Raw genomic sequence first — 14,631 nt, forward strand, 5'->3', positions numbered from 1 at the left:
AAAGCGCCCGATGGGAGGGGGATCATCGGGCGCGCTACTGGCGCGAACAGCGCCGCAAAACTGTGGGATGGATCAGGCCAGCTTGGCGTCCATCGTGATCTCTGCCGTGCCGCCCATCAGAAGGCGGGAAATGGGGCAATTTTCCTTGGCCGTGGTGGCAGCGGTGATGAACTCTTCCTCGGTGATGCCGGGGACAGTGCCGGTCACGTCCAGATGGATTTTCTTGACCGCAAAGCCTTCGCCGTCCTTGTCCATCGAGACGGTGGCGGTGGTGGCGATGCTGTCGGGGATTTTCTGGTCAAGGATCATCGACAGCGCCATCGAGAAGCAGGCCGCGTGGGCCGCGCCGATGATCTCTTCGGGGTTGGTGCCGACGCCGTCTTCGAAACGGGTGTTGAAGCCATAGGGCTGATCATCAAGCGCGCCAGATTCGGTGGAAACGTATCCTTTTCCCTCTTTCAGGGAACCGGTCCAGTGGGCAGAGCCTTGCTTGTTGATCATCGTCTTTCTCCGTCGTCATTCACTCGTCAATCTCGAGGGAACAACACGGGAGATGCGGGATGGTTCCCCGAAATTCAGGATTTTTGTCGGCGCGCCCGGCGCAGCAGATACATCCCCAGAAGGGCGGTCATCGCCAGTCCGGTGACAAAGCCGATGGCGTTACTCAGGATCTCGCCCACGGCGCTGAAACTGGTCGAGAAAACATTGCCAAGGCCCACATAGGCGCTGACCCAGATCGCCTCTCCCAATGTGTCCCAGAAGCTGAAGCGCAGCCAGTTCATGCGGGTGGCACCGGCCACCATGTTGACCCACGGGCCAAGGGGCGCAAAGAGCCACGTGCTGAGGAACACGCCGATCCCGCCGTGTTTTTCGACCGTGGTGTGGGCGCGGGTCAGCAGTTTCTGGCGGCTGGCGCTGTTCTTGGTCAGTCGGCCAAGGCCGTCGCCAGCGGTGCGCCCGATGCGGTATCCGCTCTGGTCTCCCAGAACCGCTCCGGCAAAGGCAGCCAGCGCCACTTCCCACAGGACCATGTCACCCACGGCCGCCATAGCACCGCTGGCCAGCATCATCAGCGAGCTGGGGATCGGGATCAGCAGGCAAGACAGATAGCACGACGCAAAGATCACCCAAACGCCGTAGTCTGTGACCAGACCGAACAGGAACTCAGTCATGCTTTTCGCTCTGATGGGCCAGAATGGCGGCGGTCAGGTCGTCGATCAGCACCTGAACCGGCATATCGGCCTGCACGGCAATGCGGTCCAAGGGCTGGGGTTTGCCATCGCCGGTCGCCATGGGGTCAAGGCCGGTGACCTCTTGCATGATGCGGAACATGTCGGGCTTGTCGATGTGCCAGCTGGCGGCGATGTAGCGCGGGGTCATCCACTCTTGCAGGGGCTGGTTCTGCGCGATGGGGGCGTGCCAGAAGTCGCGGGCCTTGGTCACCGTGCGGATGCCAAAGGCCAAGGTCAGGGCCAGCACCACCACGAACAGCAGGCTGACATAGGGGTGGCGGCGCCAAGCAGCCTTGAACCGGTTCATTTGCCAAGCTCCTTCATCCCGCGTTCGATCCCCTCGAGGGTCATGGGCACCATGCGGTCCTCGAAAATCTGGCGGATCATGTGGATGGACTGGGTGTAGGCCCAATAGCGTTCAGGCACAGGGTTGATCCACAGATGTTGCGGCCAGTGCTGACGGGCGCGGCGCAGCCACGTTTCACCGCTTTCCTCGTTCCAGTGCTCGTTTGCACCGCCGGGGATGGCGATCTCGTAGGGGCTCATGCTGGCGTCGCCGACGAAGATGCACTTGTAGTCCGACCCGTAGGTGTTCAGCACCTCATGGGTGGGGATTTGTTCGGTCCAGCGGCGGGCATTGTCGCGCCACACCCCTTCGTACAAGCAGTTGTGGAAGTAGTAGTATTCCAGATGCTTGAACTCGGATCGGGCCGCGCTGAAGAGTTCCTGAACGACCTTCACGTGGTCATCCATCGAGCCGCCCACATCCAGAAACAGCACGACCTTGACCGCATTGCGCCGCTCGGGGCGGGTTTTCACGTCAAGGTAACCGTGTTCGGCGGTGGCGCGGATGGTGCCGTCCAGATCCAGCTCCTCGTGGGCGCCGTCGCGGGCCCAACGGCGCAGGCGCTTCATCGCAACCTTGATGTTGCGGGTGCCCAGTTCGACCGTGTCGTCCAGATTGCGGAACTCGCGCTTGTCCCAAACCTTGACCGCGCGGCGGTGGCGGCTTTCGTCCTGACCGATGCGGACGCCCTCGGGGTTGTAGCCATAGGCGCCATAGGGCGAGGTGCCCGCCGTTCCGACCCATTTGTTCCCGCCCTGATGGCGACCCTTCTGCTCCTCTAGGCGCTTTTTCAGGGTCTCCATCAGCTTGTCGAACCCGCCCATGGCCTCGATCTGCGCCTTTTCCTCTGGGGTCAGGTGCTTTTCGGCCATTTTGCGCAGCCACTCTTCGGGCAGGTCCAGCGCGTCCAGAACGGCATCGTTGGGGATATTCTCGATCCCCTGAAAGCTTTCGCTGAACGCCTGATCAAAGCGGTCCAAATGCCGTTCGTCTTTGACCATCGCGGTGCGGCCAAAGTAATAGAACGCCTCGATGTCATAGGTGGTCAGGCCCTTTTGCATCCCCTCCAGAAACGCCAGATATTCCCGCAAGGTGACGGGAACGCCGCGACGTCGAAGGTTCTCGAAAAAGGGCAGGAACATCGCGTGTCCCCTTAGCCCATGTTGCGCAGCAGGATCACCTGAACCAACAGGCCGAGAATGGCAAAGATCACCGCATAGGTCGCGATGTAGTGGATGATGTCGCTGGTGGCCCCTTTGCGGCGGCTGGCCAGAAGGCCGCCAATGGCGCCGCCAAAGATCATGAAGCCGATTACGAAAAGCATTCTTGCCCCCTTGCGGAAAGTGCTGCGGGCCCTGCGTTTACAGGGCCCGCGCGCATCACAAGGGACTGAAGCCGGTGATCACACGCAGGCGCTGTTTCAGCTCCCGCTCTGATCCAAAGCCGTACCGCGCCCAACCCAGACTGTCCACCCGTGCAGCGCGGGCATCGGTGGCCATTCCGTTGCGCATCAGCGCCTCTGAGCGCAGCAGCATCAGGCTGGACAGAAGGGCGGCGTTCTCCGCACGGATCGCGGCGGCAAGACTGGGTTCGATGTAATCCAGCGCCATCTGCGGGTTGCCGTTGTGCAGGGCATAGGTGGCGATCTTGGAGGCGACCTGTGCACGGTGGATCTCGGTTCCCTGATTGGCCTGATAGTACTGATAGGCGTTCTGGAAGGCCGCAATCGACCGGTCGGGATCACTGCGTTCGGTCAGAAGCCCGATCGCGTACCAGTTAAAGCCCATCCGCACGTCGGTCAGGTGATTGGCCGTGGCGATGCGCAGGGCGGCTTCGGCGGCACTCAGGCGGGCGCTCATGCCGGCACCGGGCCCCATCGCGGTGATCATGTTGTTCCGCCATTGGGTCGGGGTATAGGGCAGCAGCTTGGACGGCGGACGCTGACCGGCAGGGTTCAGGCGGGCCAGAACTTCGGGCAGGCGGTTGGCAACCTCGGGGCGGGTCATGCCGCTGTGCAGTTCGGGCGCATACATCGCCTTGATAACCAGCATGTCAAAGCCCGTCAGCACCGTGTGGATATTGTCATCGTTGAAGATACTATCGGGCAGTCGATAGAGATCGTTCAGCGGGCCGATGGCCTGGGCCAGTTCCTCGTGCAGACAGTCGCGGGTTTCCTGCGGGCTGACATCAGTGGGCACGAAAATGGTGATTCTCTTGCGTTCGCGCATGGCAGACCAGCTGGCCATATTGGTGCGGCGGGCAATGCGGTATTCGGCCAAGGACGACACGTTCGGTGCCACAAAGCACGCGGCTTGCGGCAGTACGCGCTGGATGTCCTTACGTGTAACCGCATTCACGAGGATATTGGCGTCACGCTCATTGGTTTGTGTAATTTTCAAGCCCGCTTCGGTCTGTAAGCGATACAGCAGGCGGCCAAGATCAGTCGTTAGCGTAGGAGACGGATTTCCTCGCACGGCAACGGTGATCGGCCCCTCGAAACGGGTGAAATAGGGTAGGTAGCGACCACTCTCGAGCCGCATGGACAGGTCAAGAATATCGCGCGCGATTTCGGCGTTCGACCGGAACGCAGGTTGCGAGCGCGGGTTCGAGAACACCCGCATCGCGGGCATCTGGGTGTCAGCAGTAAAGGCTCGGGTGGGTTGGTCGTAAGAAGAAATCGTCGGCATACATGCCGATAAAACCAGAAGAACTGGCAAAAGCAGGCGGTGAAGCATCACAAAGAACCCGGGATAAATGGGGTGGGACCTGCCGATATCCGCGAATCGCTCGTGCCGTTTGTTCGCCCTCTAGCGGGGCTTTGAGATATGTGGTCCGCGTCGCTTTGGATTTCGGAAAACACGTCAGCCATCCTTGTTTTTCAGTGCTGACAGGTTTCTCGAACAATGCGGGCCACATGATGCTTTAACTGGGAAAATTGTAAGGCAGGTTAACTATCGTTTCCCTTTTAGCATAAAAGCCAGCCTTTCAAATAGGTGAACGTCCTGCTCGTTCTTCAAAAGTGCACCGTGCAGGCGGGGCAGGGCGTTTTTGCCGTCCCGACGCAGGTCTTCGGGGGACAGATCCTCGGCCAAGAGCAGCTTGAGCCAGTCCAAGACCTCGGAAGTGCTGGGTTTCTTCTTGAGACCGGGGGTTTCACGAATCTCGTAGAATTGGGTCAGGGCTTCGGTCAGGAGGGCTGACTTGATGCCCGGAAAGTGGACATCCACGATTTGCTTCATTGTTTCCGTATCAGGGAAGCTGATGTAGTGGAAAAAGCACCGGCGCAGGAAGGCATCGGGCAATTCCTTTTCATTGTTGGACGTAATGATGACGATGGGCCGCTGTTTTGCCTTAATCGTCTCGCCGGTCTCGTAAACAAAGAACTCCATCTTATCGAGTTCCTGCAAAAGGTCGTTGGGGAACTCAATGTCGGCTTTGTCGATCTCGTCGATCAGCAGGACAACTTTGCCGTCCGCGTCAAACGCCTGCCACAGTTTTCCCTTACGAATATAGTTGGATACGTCCTCGACGCGGGGATCGCCAAGCTGGCTGTCCCGTAGGCGCGAGACCGCATCATATTCGTAAAGACCCTGTTGGGCGCGGGTTGTCGATTTGACTGCCCATTCCATCATCGGCAGGCCCAAAGATGCGGCAACTTGTCTGGCAAGCTCGGTTTTGCCTGTTCCGGGTTCGCCCTTTACCAAAAGCGGGCGTTCTAGCGCGATGGCTGCGTTTACTGCAATCGTCAGGTCTGCTGGCGCGACATATTTGTCGGTCGAGGAGAATTTCATTAAGGATTTCCTAACATTTTCTAGGCTGTGGAACAGGTTATCAGAATGGAAAAGCGTGGGGAACAGGGCCGCATTGTGTAGTGACATCCCCTCCCGTCTAGGTTAAGTGGACCGCGAAGGAGGCCCGACATGTCTGACAAACAAAGTACCTCAGACGAGGGCTTGATCAGGGGAGCGGAAATGAAAGCAGAAGTCTTTCTGCCTGAGGATTATCAGCCAGCCGAGGACGAGCCGTTCATGAACGACCGGCAACTCGAGTACTTCCGTCGCAAGCTGCTTGCGTGGAAGGACGAGATCCTTGAAGACAGCCGTGAGACGATCGAAGCCCTGCAGGACAGTACCCGGAACATCCCGGACATTACTGACCGTGCAAGTGAGGAGACCGATCGCGCGCTGGAGCTACGGACACGTGATCGTCAGCGCAAATTGGTATCGAAAATTGACTCGGCCCTGCGCCGGATCGACAATGGTGAATACGGATACTGCGAAATGACCGGCGAGCCGATCTCGCTCAAGCGTCTGGATGCACGTCCCATCGCGACCATGACCCTCGAGGCGCAAGAGCGTCACGAGCGTCGCGAAAAAGTTCACCGCGACGACTAAGGTCGCGCACCATAGTTAAAGAGTTTTTCGGGTGCCGGATTCCAATGGGGTCCGGCGCTTGTCATTTAAGACCTCGAATTATGAATTTGGCGGGTATGATATGCCTCGGATGAACCAGAATTTCACGGTGGCCGGTGGCGGGATCGCAGGGCTGGCAGTGGCCTTGGGTCTGGCGCGGCAAGGGGCTTCGGTCACAGTGCTGGAGCAGGCCGAAGCGATCAAAGAAGTCGGCGCCGGTTTGCAGATCAGCCCCAACGGGTTGCGCGTTCTGGATGCCTTGGGCATCGGGGACGAGGTCCGCGCTTGCAGCATCGAGGCCGAGGCCGTCGAGCTGCGCGATTACCGGCGTTCGGGTGTGGTGGCCAAAGTCCAGCTCCGCCGAGAGCGGGGCGAGACCGGCTATTACTTTGCCCATCGGGCTGACCTGATCGACATTCTGGCCAGTGCGGTGCGCGATGCCGGTGCCCGCGTTCGCCTCTTGCAAAAGGTGGATACGGTTTCGCTGGATGCGGCGCTGAACATGAAGATGTGCAGTGGCCCCGAATTCCGCCCCGAGGTTCTGATCGGCGCCGATGGCGTGCGGTCGGTGGTGCGCCCCGCGATCAACGGGTCCGAGGCGCCATTCTTTACCGGCCAAGTGGCGTGGCGGGCGATCGTGCCTAACGTCACCGGACAAAAGCGGGCCGTGCGCGTTTACATGGGCCCCAAGCGGCACATGGTTGTGTACCCCCTGCGCGATGGCTCGATGTTGAACGTGGTTGCGGTCAAGGAGCGGTCCCAATGGGCGGCCGAAGGGTGGTCGCAGCCCGATGACCCGTCGAACCTGCGGGCGGCTTTCCACGAATTCGGCCCCGAGCCCCAGCGCATTCTGGCCGAGATCAAAGATGTGAACGTCTGGGGCCTGTTCCGCCATCCCGTCGCCGAAAAGTGGCACGAAGGCAGCGCGGTTCTGGTCGGCGACGCCGCCCATCCGACCCTGCCGTTTCTGGCCCAAGGGGCGAACATGGCGCTTGAGGATTCCTATGCTCTTGTGGCTGCTCTGGGGAAATATGCGGATGTGGCGCAGGCGTTTAGCGTTTACCAGAACGTCCGCCGCGCCCGCGCCGTGCGCGTGATCGAGGCCGCGAACGGCAATGCGTGGAAATACCACCTGTCGGGGCCCGTGCGCATCGGGGCGCATCTGGGGATGGGGCTGGTCAGCCGCTTTGCCCCGCAAAAGCTGGTCGGGTCGTTCGACTGGCTCTATGGCTACGACGTCACCAAAGAGCCGCTGTTGCGCTGATCAGGCGTCCAGCGTCAGCCAGACCGGCACGTGGTCCGAGGGTTTGTCCTTGGCGCGCGCATCCTTTTCGATGCGACATTCCACCAGCAGATCGGCGGCCTCGGGTGACAACAGGAAGTGGTCGATGCGGATGCCGTCGTTCTTTTGCCATGCGCCGGCCTGATAATCCCAGAAGCTATAGTGCCCGCCACCACGGGTCAGGGTGCGGAACGCCTCGGTAAAGCCGAGGTTCACGATCCTGCGGAACGCATCGCGACTGGTGGGCAGGGCCAGCGCGTCTTTGTGCCAGACTTCGGGGCGGGCAGCGTCCTCGTCCTGCGGGATGATGTTGTAATCGCCTGCCATCACCAGCGGCATTTCCTGCGCCAGCAAGGATTTGGCGTGCGCCTCCATGCGGGCCATCCATGCCAGTTTGTAATCGTATTTCGGACCGGGAGCAGGGTTGCCGTTGGGCAGATAGAGGCCGCACAAACGCACCGCGTGTTTGTCACCGATCACGGTGGCTTCGATCCAGCGGGCCTGTTCGTCGGTGTCGTCACCGGGCAGGCCCCGGGTCACATCCTCGAGCGGGAGCTTGGACAGGATCGCGACCCCGTTAAAGCCCTTTTGGCCGTGGGTCTCGACCCGGTAACCTAGTTCCTCGATCAGTTCGCGGGGAAAACCTTCGTCGACGGACTTGATCTCTTGAACGGCGACCACATCGGGGCTGGCCTCTTTCAGCCATGCCAGCAGCGTTTCTATGCGCGCTTTGATACCGTTGATGTTGTAGGTCACGATCTGCATGGCGTCTCTCCCGTTTGGTTGAGCTATCGCCCATCCCCGCTCCAAGGGCAAGCCGCGCGGGGTCCGTTACCGATAGCGGGGACGTGTGGGGAAAAGTGAAATACACGCATAGGTTTAACTTCTCCCCAGATGTAGGGGATGGATTTTTCCCTGAATCTACGGTGCAATACCGCTATTGATAAAAAAGAGCGCACGGCGGCACTTTATTAGCTGAACCCGCTCTAGGTGTTTTGTTGCGAGTTGTTTCGTAGTTATGGGTTTTAAAGAGATGGATATGCTGAGGGATGGTCCGCAAGGGGCCAACGTGGTCGCCTTCAAGCCCAGAGACGTCACACCCGAATCCTGGCTGAAAATCGGCGACAACATTCTGAATCACCGGCACCGTCCGGAAACGCTGCCGTGGATCACCGAGAACGTGTTCCTGCTGGTGATGGCCCGTCGTTGCGGACTGAGCCTAGGGTCCGAATTCCGCCGGATGTATCGGGATGCCTACGAATCCCTGCCGGAATTTCTGCAGTTCCAGCCTGACAGCTATTGCATGATCCTGACCATCGCGACCGAGCTCGAGCGTCAGGGCATGTCCGGCAATCTGGCGGGGCGGATGGTCCAATGGATCAAATCCCGCGATCTGATTGCGGCGGAACCGTCTGACAACCAACGCCTTTTTGCGAGCTGGCAGATGTGGCAGCACGGCACCTCCGGTCTGGGAGAGGCCGAGGATCAGGCCCTCATCCGCCGCACGATGCAGCGCGTGTCCCGCGCGGACCTTTATGCGCAGCTCCCCTTGGGGGTCGAGCTGGCGCAATCTGTGGCGCAATTGACGGCGATGGGTGGGCTGCGGTCGCTGGCCTCGGACGCGATCAAATCCAGCCTGCGGAATGCGGTGTTTTACGCCTATCTGGCAAGCGATGATCTGACCTTGGCGCGGCTGTCCAGCGTCTATGGGATGCTGGGGATGGTACTGCCCCAACCGATCGAGAATTACATTCTAAAGCAGTTGTCCCGAGTGCGTTTGGAGCCCGGTTTCGATCTGGGCAAACCCGATCACCTGACATTCTATATCGCGGCGCAGGTCACAGCCTACACGGCCAATCAGGGTGTCTTTGCGGAAACCCTGCCAGAGGGTGGTTTTTCGGCGCAACTTCCGCGCGTCATGACCAGCCCCATGCGCGAGATCTCCGAAATCATCCGCACAATGAAGTCCCGCCGCTCCGGAAACTGGCAGCAGATGCAGCCCGAAATCGAACGCCAGCTCAGCTTTCCGGCGTTCAACCGGCTGCGCTCGGCCGCGGGTTGTCCGGGGTTCGAGGCGTTTTTCGAAGTGTTCTCGCGCCCTTACGAGCGCCTGTAAGTTCGCGATCAGATCGAGAAGCTGGTCCCGCACCCGCAAGAGCTGCTGGCATTCGGGTTGTCGATGATGAACCGTGCGCCGATCAGCTCTTCGCTGAAGTCGATGGTCGCGCCCGCCAAAAAGGGCAGGGACGTGCTGTCCACGATCACCTTTTCACCGGCGCCTTCCAGCACCAGATCATCGGTGGTCGGCTCGTCCAGCTTGATGTCGTATTGGAAGCCAGAGCAGCCGCCACCCTCGACCGCGACGCGCAGAGCCTTGCCAGAGGCCGCGGCGCCGATCTCTTGCAGGCGGTCGAATGCGCGGGGCGTGACCTTGGGGGGCAGATTCATCTTTGATCTCCAATGTTTTGCTTTGATCAACACATGGAATATATGTGGTATGGGACAAAGCGACAAGGAGGGGGCATGAAAGCACCCTACGCATGTGATCCGGCCCGTAGTCGCGGGCGGCTCTTTGATGAGGAAGGCAGCACCTTCCGTTCATGTTTCCAGCGGGACAGGGATCGTATTCTGCATTCCAGCGCGTTCCGCAGGCTCAAGCACAAAACTCAGGTCTTTGTAGAGCACGAGGGTGACTATTACCGCACCCGCCTGACCCATTCGCTCGAGGTTGCGCAGGTGGCCCGCACGATGGCAGGGGCCTTGGGCCTGAATCAGGAACTGACCGAGGCTGTGGCGCTGGCCCATGATCTGGGGCACACCCCCTTTGGTCACACGGGCGAGGATGCGCTGGCCGAGTTGATGGCCCCCTATGGCGGGTTCGACCACAACGCACAGGCGATCCGCATCGTGACGCGTCTGGAAACCCATTACGCGGATTTCGACGGTCTGAACCTGACATGGGAAACGCTGGAGGGGATCGCCAAGCATAACGGTCCGGTGCCCGCGCCGTATCCCTATGCCTTGGCCGAATACAACGCCCGCCACGATCTGGAACTGACCACCCACGCCAGCGCCGAAGCGCAGGTCGCGGCCATCGCGGATGATGTTGCCTACAATAACCACGACTTGCAGGACGGTCTTCGCGCAGGTCTTTTCACCGAAGAAGAGGTCGCAGCCCTGCCCATCGTGTGCGATGCCTATGCCGAGGTGGACGCGAAATACCCTGTTCTGGACCGCCGCCGCCGCCGGTACGAGGCTCTGCGCCGTGTCTTTGGCGTGATGGTCGGTGACGTGATCGACACCGCCGAGGCCAAGCTGGCCGCCAGCGGCGCACAATCGGTAGAAGAGTTGCGCCACGCCGGTCACAGCGTCATCACTTTTTCTGACGATTTGCGGGAACAGATCAACGTGATCCGCCGTTTCCTGTTCACGCGCATGTACCGTGCGCCCTCTGTCGTCGAAGTCAGAAAGCGGGTCACTCAGGTGACCAAGGATCTGTTCCAGATCTATCTGAACGATCCGCATCTGCTGCCCGAGAACTGGCAGGCGCAAATTGCCGCCGTCCGTGATCAGGGCGAAACCGAGATCGCGCGCAGCGTGGCGGATTATGTGGCCGGAATGACCGACCGCTTTGCGCTGCTGGAACACGCGCGGCTCTGCCACGGCGAAGGATTGGGGGACCTGCACGGACCGGCGCAACGCTAAGAAAAGACGACGAGGGAACCAATGTCAGTAGCGAGTGAAGTGGCCGGTCTGGGTCCGGTGAATGCGATTGCGCTGGTGGGGGCCCTCGGGGTTGGCAGTCAGTGGCTGGCGTGGCGTCTGCGGATGCCCGCGATTGTGCTGATGCTGCTGGCCGGTCTGATTGTCGGGCCGGGCTTGGGAATTTTCGATCCGGCGCGGGACATTGGCCCGCTCATGAAGCCGATGGTCAGTATCGCCGTCGCCATCATCCTGTTCGAAGGCGGCCTGACCCTTGATTTCCATTCCTTGCGAGAGGCACGCATCGGCGTGCGGCGCCTTGTGTTTATCGGTGCGCCCTTGGGGTGGGCGCTGTCCTCGGCGGCACTGCATTACGCGGCCGGTCTGGGTTGGGCGGCCTCGACCGTGTTTGGCGGGATCATGGTGGTGACCGGCCCTACGGTGATCGCGCCCTTGCTGCGGCAAGCCCGCCTGCAACAACGTCCCGCCAAGCTGCTGCAATGGGAAGCCATCGTGAACGACCCCGTGGGGGCGCTGGCGGCGGTTCTGGCCTTTACCGTGGTTTTGGTAAACGCAGACACCCAAACGGTGGGCGAGGCTGTGCGGGAATTCACCGTCGGTCTCGGCTTTGCCGCGGTGCTGGGGCTGGTGGCGGGCTGGGGCCTGTCCGAAAGCTTTACCCGCGGATTTGTCCCTGAATTCATGAAGGTGCCGGTGCTGTTCACCGTGCTGATCGCGGTTTTCGCGGCCTCGGACGCGGTGCTGCACGAAAGTGGCTTGCTGGCGGTGACGGTCATGGGCATCTGGCTCGCGAACGCGGAACTGCCAAGTTACGAGGAACTGCGCCGCTTCAAGGAACACGCCACGGTTCTACTGGTGTCCGGCGTGTTTATCCTGTTGGCCGCGAATATGGACCGCGAGACGCTGTTCGCGATGGACTGGTCCACGCTGGCCTTTGTGGTGGTGGTCGTGCTGCTGGCCCGCCCCATCACGGTGATGATTTCCCTGATCGGGTCCGATGTGCCCATGAACGAGCGCATCCTGATCGCCATGACCGGCCCGCGCGGCGTGGTTCTGGTGGCGGTTGCGGGCCTGTTTGCAGAGCGCCTTGTGGGGCTTGGCTACGCTGATGCGGCGGAAATTCCGGCGCTGGCCTTTGCGCTGGTGGCGGCAACGGTGGTGCTGCACGGGTTCACGCTGGCCCCCTTGGCACGCTGGTTGGGGCTGACCGCCCATGGTCCGGCGGGTGTGCTGATCGTGGGTGGCTCGCGCTGGTCCGCCGAACTGGCCAAAGCGCTAGAGGATGCGGGGTTGCCCGTGCTGATCGTGGATCGCAACCGCGCTCGCCTGCGCACCGCGCGCGAGGCCGGTCTGACCACCTATTACGGGGATATCCTGTCCGAGGATGCCCATAACGCGCTGGACCTTGTCCCATACCAGAAGGTCATCGCCGCAACCGATAACGACGCCTATAACACGCTGGTCGCCACCGATCTTGCCCCCGAATTCGGGCGCGAGAACGTCTGGCAAATCACCCGCGCGAACGAGGATTCGCGCCGCCACGCGCTGCCCGTGACTTTGGGTGGGCGGGAACTGGGTCATGGCCTGACCCATCTTGAATTGGGGAACCTGATGTTGCAGGGCTGGCGGTTTGGTCGGACCAAGCTGACCGACGACTACACGTTCGAACAGTGGCAGGCCGAACGCCCCGACGGCATCCCCCTGATGGAGCTGACCGACGACACCATCCGCCTCTTGGGCAAAGAGCATCCGCCCCGTGGAAAATCGGGGATGACCTTGCTTGCGATGCTGCCGCCAAAGGATGAAACGACTCGTCGGGATTGACGCGGGGCATAGGGCTGGTACATCCGGTCCTCAATCAGACAGGATTGGACCTATGAACCTCTTTACCGACATTCACGCTGTTGTTCTTGCCGCGCTGGAGCAAATGCAGGCCGAGGGCGCGCTGCCCGCGGGTCTTGATTTCGCCAACGTCACGGTGGAGCCTCCGCGTGATCCGCTGCACGGGGACATGGCGACCAACGCTGCAATGGTGCTGGCGAAACCCGCAGGGGCCAAGCCGCGCGACATCGCAGAAAAGCTGGTCGAGAAGTTGGCAGCAGACGACCGTATCACCAGCGCCGAAGTGGCTGGCCCCGGCTTTATCAACCTGCGCCTGGCGCCCGCCGTGTGGCAGGGCCTTGTGTCGGCTGTTCTGAACGGTGGCACCGCCTATGGCCGCTCGACCCTTGGGGCGGGCAAGAAGGTGAACGTGGAATACGTCTCGGCCAACCCGACTGGTCCGCTGCACGTGGGTCACACCCGCGGCGCCGTGTTCGGTGACGCGCTGGCCAAGCTGCTGGACTTCGCCGGTTACGACGTGACCCGCGAATACTACATCAACGATGGCGGCGCGCAGGTCGATGTTCTGGCCCGCTCTGTCTATCTGCGGTACCTCGAGGCGCACGGCAAAGAAGTGGCGTTCGAGGACGGCACCTATCCCGGCGAATACCTGATCGAAGTTGGTCAGGCGCTGAAGGACAAGGTCGGCGACGCCTATGTCGACGAGCCGGAATCTGTCTGGCTGGCCGAAGTGCGCAACTATGCCACCGACGCGATGATGGACCTGATCCGCGAGGATCTGCGCCTGCTGAACGTCGAGATGGACGTGTTCTACAGCGAAAAATCGCTCTATGGCACCGGCCGCATCGAAGGCGCCATTCAGGACCTGACCGACAAGGGCCTGATCTATCTTGGCACGCTGGAGCCCCCCAAAGGCAAACTGCCCGAGGATTGGGAGCCCCGCGAACAGACCCTGTTCAAATCGACCGACTACGGCGATGACGTGGACCGCCCGATCAAGAAGTCGGACGGCAGCTGGACCTATTTCGCGCCCGATATCGCCTACCACTACGACAAGGTGCAGCGCGGCTTTGACCTGCTGATCGACGTGTTCGGCGCTGACCACGGCGGCTATGTCAAACGGATGAAGGCCGCAGTCAGCGCGCTGTCCGGTGGCCGCGTGCCCGTCGATATCAAGCTGTGCCAGCTGGTAAAGCTGTTCAAGAACGGCGAGCCCTTCAAGATGTCCAAGCGGGCAGGGACCTTTATCATGCTGCGCGATGTCGTCGAGCAGGTGGGCCCCGATGTGACCCGTTTCGTGATGCTGACCCGCAAGAACGATGCGCCGCTGGATTTTGATTTCGACAAGGTTCTGGAACAGTCCAAGGACAACCCTGTCTTCTACGTGCAATACGCCCACGCCCGTGTGGCGTCGGTTCTGCGCAAGGCAGGCGAGGCGAATATCATTGCCGATGACGCGACCCTGCTGGCCGCCGACCATTCCAAGCTGGACCACGAAGCGGAACTTCACCTGCTGAAGAAAATCGCCGAATGGCCGCGTCTGGTCGAGATCGCCGCGCGCACCAACGAACCGCACCGGATTGCCTTCTATCTGTATGAATTGGCATCGGATTTGCACGGCCTGTGGAACCGTGGCAACGAAATTACCTCTCTGCGATTCCTGCAGGAGGGAGATTCCGCCACATCGCAAGCAAAAATCGCACTGGCACGCGCAACAGCCGTTGTTATTGCAGCAGGTCTTGGTATCTTGGGTGTTACGCCAGCTGAGGAACTGCGCTGAAGACGCGGCCCACA

Annotated in this window: 15 protein-coding genes; 6 read left to right on the top strand and 9 right to left on the bottom strand. The window is 60.8% G+C overall.

Annotation, left to right across the window (positions count from 1 at the left end):
- Positions 1-72: 72 nt before the first annotated feature.
- From HJ536_RS10000 to HJ536_RS10030, 7 genes are all read right to left on the bottom strand, one after another.
- On the bottom strand, positions 73-501 hold the full coding sequence (locus HJ536_RS10000; RefSeq protein ID WP_177157591.1) for an OsmC family protein: 429 nt from the start codon (positions 499-501) through the stop codon (positions 73-75).
- Between the two features lie 74 nt (positions 502-575).
- Positions 576-1,172, bottom strand: coding sequence for a DedA family protein (locus tag HJ536_RS10005; protein WP_177157592.1), 597 nt, complete (start codon positions 1,170-1,172; stop codon positions 576-578).
- Entirely contained in the window at positions 1,165-1,539 is a 375-nt protein-coding gene (locus HJ536_RS10010; RefSeq protein WP_177157593.1) for a hypothetical protein, read from the bottom strand. Before HJ536_RS10010 ends, HJ536_RS10005 begins: the two co-directional genes overlap by 8 nt.
- Positions 1,536-2,720: a vWA domain-containing protein gene (locus HJ536_RS10015; RefSeq protein ID WP_177157594.1), complete on the bottom strand. Its 1,185-nt coding sequence runs from the start codon at positions 2,718-2,720 to the stop codon at positions 1,536-1,538. The genes HJ536_RS10010 and HJ536_RS10015 overlap by 4 nt, the downstream gene beginning before the upstream one ends.
- 11 nt (positions 2,721-2,731) lie before the next feature.
- A complete protein-coding gene (locus tag HJ536_RS10020) occupies positions 2,732-2,902 on the bottom strand; it encodes an apolipoprotein acyltransferase (protein WP_177157595.1) in 171 nt (56 codons plus the stop codon).
- Between the two features lie 55 nt (positions 2,903-2,957).
- Positions 2,958-4,265, bottom strand: a complete 1,308-nt coding sequence (locus HJ536_RS10025; RefSeq protein WP_228028686.1) for a DUF2927 domain-containing protein — start codon at positions 4,263-4,265, stop codon at positions 2,958-2,960.
- Between the two features lie 264 nt (positions 4,266-4,529).
- Entirely contained in the window at positions 4,530-5,369 is an 840-nt protein-coding gene (locus HJ536_RS10030; RefSeq protein ID WP_176853259.1) for an AAA family ATPase, read from the bottom strand.
- Between the two features lie 180 nt (positions 5,370-5,549).
- Here HJ536_RS10030 and dksA point away from each other — a divergent pair, with 180 nt between their 5' ends.
- Both dksA and HJ536_RS10040 read left to right on the top strand, forming a co-directional pair.
- Positions 5,550-5,972: an RNA polymerase-binding protein DksA gene (gene dksA, locus HJ536_RS10035; protein ID WP_176853614.1), complete on the top strand. Its 423-nt coding sequence runs from the start codon at positions 5,550-5,552 to the stop codon at positions 5,970-5,972.
- 109 nt (positions 5,973-6,081) lie between these two features.
- Entirely contained in the window at positions 6,082-7,254 is a 1,173-nt protein-coding gene (locus HJ536_RS10040) for an FAD-dependent monooxygenase (RefSeq protein ID WP_228028687.1), read from the top strand.
- Here HJ536_RS10040 and xth read toward each other — a convergent pair whose 3' ends face one another.
- On the bottom strand, positions 7,255-8,037 hold the full coding sequence (gene xth / locus HJ536_RS10045; protein WP_177157598.1) for an exodeoxyribonuclease III: 783 nt from the start codon (positions 8,035-8,037) through the stop codon (positions 7,255-7,257). It lies immediately after the preceding gene.
- Positions 8,038-8,311: 274 nt separating this feature from the next.
- Here xth and HJ536_RS10050 point away from each other — a divergent pair, with 274 nt between their 5' ends.
- Positions 8,312-9,388, top strand: a complete 1,077-nt coding sequence (locus HJ536_RS10050; RefSeq protein ID WP_177157599.1) for a DUF6902 family protein — start codon at positions 8,312-8,314, stop codon at positions 9,386-9,388.
- An 8-nt stretch (positions 9,389-9,396) separates the two neighbouring features.
- Here HJ536_RS10050 and HJ536_RS10055 read toward each other — a convergent pair whose 3' ends face one another.
- Positions 9,397-9,720 carry a HesB/IscA family protein gene (locus HJ536_RS10055; RefSeq protein WP_177157600.1) on the bottom strand — a complete coding sequence of 108 codons (324 nt, stop codon included), beginning with the start codon at positions 9,718-9,720 and terminating at the stop codon, positions 9,397-9,399.
- Between the two features lie 75 nt (positions 9,721-9,795).
- Between HJ536_RS10055 and HJ536_RS10060 the strand changes: the two genes are divergently transcribed.
- Genes HJ536_RS10060 through argS form a run of 3 tightly spaced genes read left to right on the top strand, consistent with a single transcriptional unit; the run spans position 9,796 to position 14,617 of the window.
- The gene (locus HJ536_RS10060; protein WP_176853254.1) at positions 9,796-10,977 is read left to right on the top strand and encodes a deoxyguanosinetriphosphate triphosphohydrolase; all 1,182 of its coding nucleotides are present in this window, start codon (positions 9,796-9,798) and stop codon (positions 10,975-10,977) included.
- A 21-nt stretch (positions 10,978-10,998) separates the two neighbouring features.
- A complete protein-coding gene (locus HJ536_RS10065; protein ID WP_177157601.1) occupies positions 10,999-12,819 on the top strand; it encodes a cation:proton antiporter in 1,821 nt (606 codons plus the stop codon).
- Positions 12,820-12,871: 52 nt separating this feature from the next.
- Positions 12,872-14,617 carry an arginine--tRNA ligase gene (argS, locus tag HJ536_RS10070; RefSeq protein WP_177157602.1) on the top strand — a complete coding sequence of 582 codons (1,746 nt, stop codon included), beginning with the start codon at positions 12,872-12,874 and terminating at the stop codon, positions 14,615-14,617.
- The last annotated feature ends 14 nt before the right edge of the window (positions 14,618-14,631 follow it).

The organism is Donghicola mangrovi (assembly GCF_013377535.1).
Classification (GTDB): Bacteria; Pseudomonadota; Alphaproteobacteria; order Rhodobacterales; family Rhodobacteraceae; genus Donghicola; species Donghicola mangrovi.

What these genes read in the sequence shown, in the direction of transcription:
- HJ536_RS10005 (WP_177157592.1), bottom strand. Translation starts at nt 1,172, where the DNA reads ATGACTGAGTTCCTGTTCGGTCTGGTCACAGACTACGGCGTTTGGGTG.
- HJ536_RS10055 (WP_177157600.1), bottom strand. Translation starts at nt 9,720, where the DNA reads ATGAATCTGCCCCCCAAGGTCACGCCCCGCGCATTCGACCGCCTGCAA.
- dksA (WP_176853614.1), top strand. Translation starts at nt 5,550, where the DNA reads ATGAAAGCAGAAGTCTTTCTGCCTGAGGATTATCAGCCAGCCGAGGAC.
- HJ536_RS10020 (WP_177157595.1), bottom strand. Translation starts at nt 2,902, where the DNA reads ATGCTTTTCGTAATCGGCTTCATGATCTTTGGCGGCGCCATTGGCGGC.
- HJ536_RS10065 (WP_177157601.1), top strand. Translation starts at nt 10,999, where the DNA reads ATGTCAGTAGCGAGTGAAGTGGCCGGTCTGGGTCCGGTGAATGCGATT.
- HJ536_RS10050 (WP_177157599.1), top strand. Translation starts at nt 8,312, where the DNA reads ATGCTGAGGGATGGTCCGCAAGGGGCCAACGTGGTCGCCTTCAAGCCC.
- HJ536_RS10010 (WP_177157593.1), bottom strand. Translation starts at nt 1,539, where the DNA reads ATGAACCGGTTCAAGGCTGCTTGGCGCCGCCACCCCTATGTCAGCCTG.
- HJ536_RS10030 (WP_176853259.1), bottom strand. Translation starts at nt 5,369, where the DNA reads ATGAAATTCTCCTCGACCGACAAATATGTCGCGCCAGCAGACCTGACG.
- HJ536_RS10015 (WP_177157594.1), bottom strand. Translation starts at nt 2,720, where the DNA reads ATGTTCCTGCCCTTTTTCGAGAACCTTCGACGTCGCGGCGTTCCCGTC.
- HJ536_RS10025 (WP_228028686.1), bottom strand. Translation starts at nt 4,265, where the DNA reads ATGCCGACGATTTCTTCTTACGACCAACCCACCCGAGCCTTTACTGCT.
- HJ536_RS10000 (WP_177157591.1), bottom strand. Translation starts at nt 501, where the DNA reads ATGATCAACAAGCAAGGCTCTGCCCACTGGACCGGTTCCCTGAAAGAG.
- HJ536_RS10040 (WP_228028687.1), top strand. Translation starts at nt 6,082, where the DNA reads ATGAACCAGAATTTCACGGTGGCCGGTGGCGGGATCGCAGGGCTGGCA.
- HJ536_RS10060 (WP_176853254.1), top strand. Translation starts at nt 9,796, where the DNA reads ATGAAAGCACCCTACGCATGTGATCCGGCCCGTAGTCGCGGGCGGCTC.
- argS (WP_177157602.1), top strand. Translation starts at nt 12,872, where the DNA reads ATGAACCTCTTTACCGACATTCACGCTGTTGTTCTTGCCGCGCTGGAG.
- xth (WP_177157598.1), bottom strand. Translation starts at nt 8,037, where the DNA reads ATGCAGATCGTGACCTACAACATCAACGGTATCAAAGCGCGCATAGAA.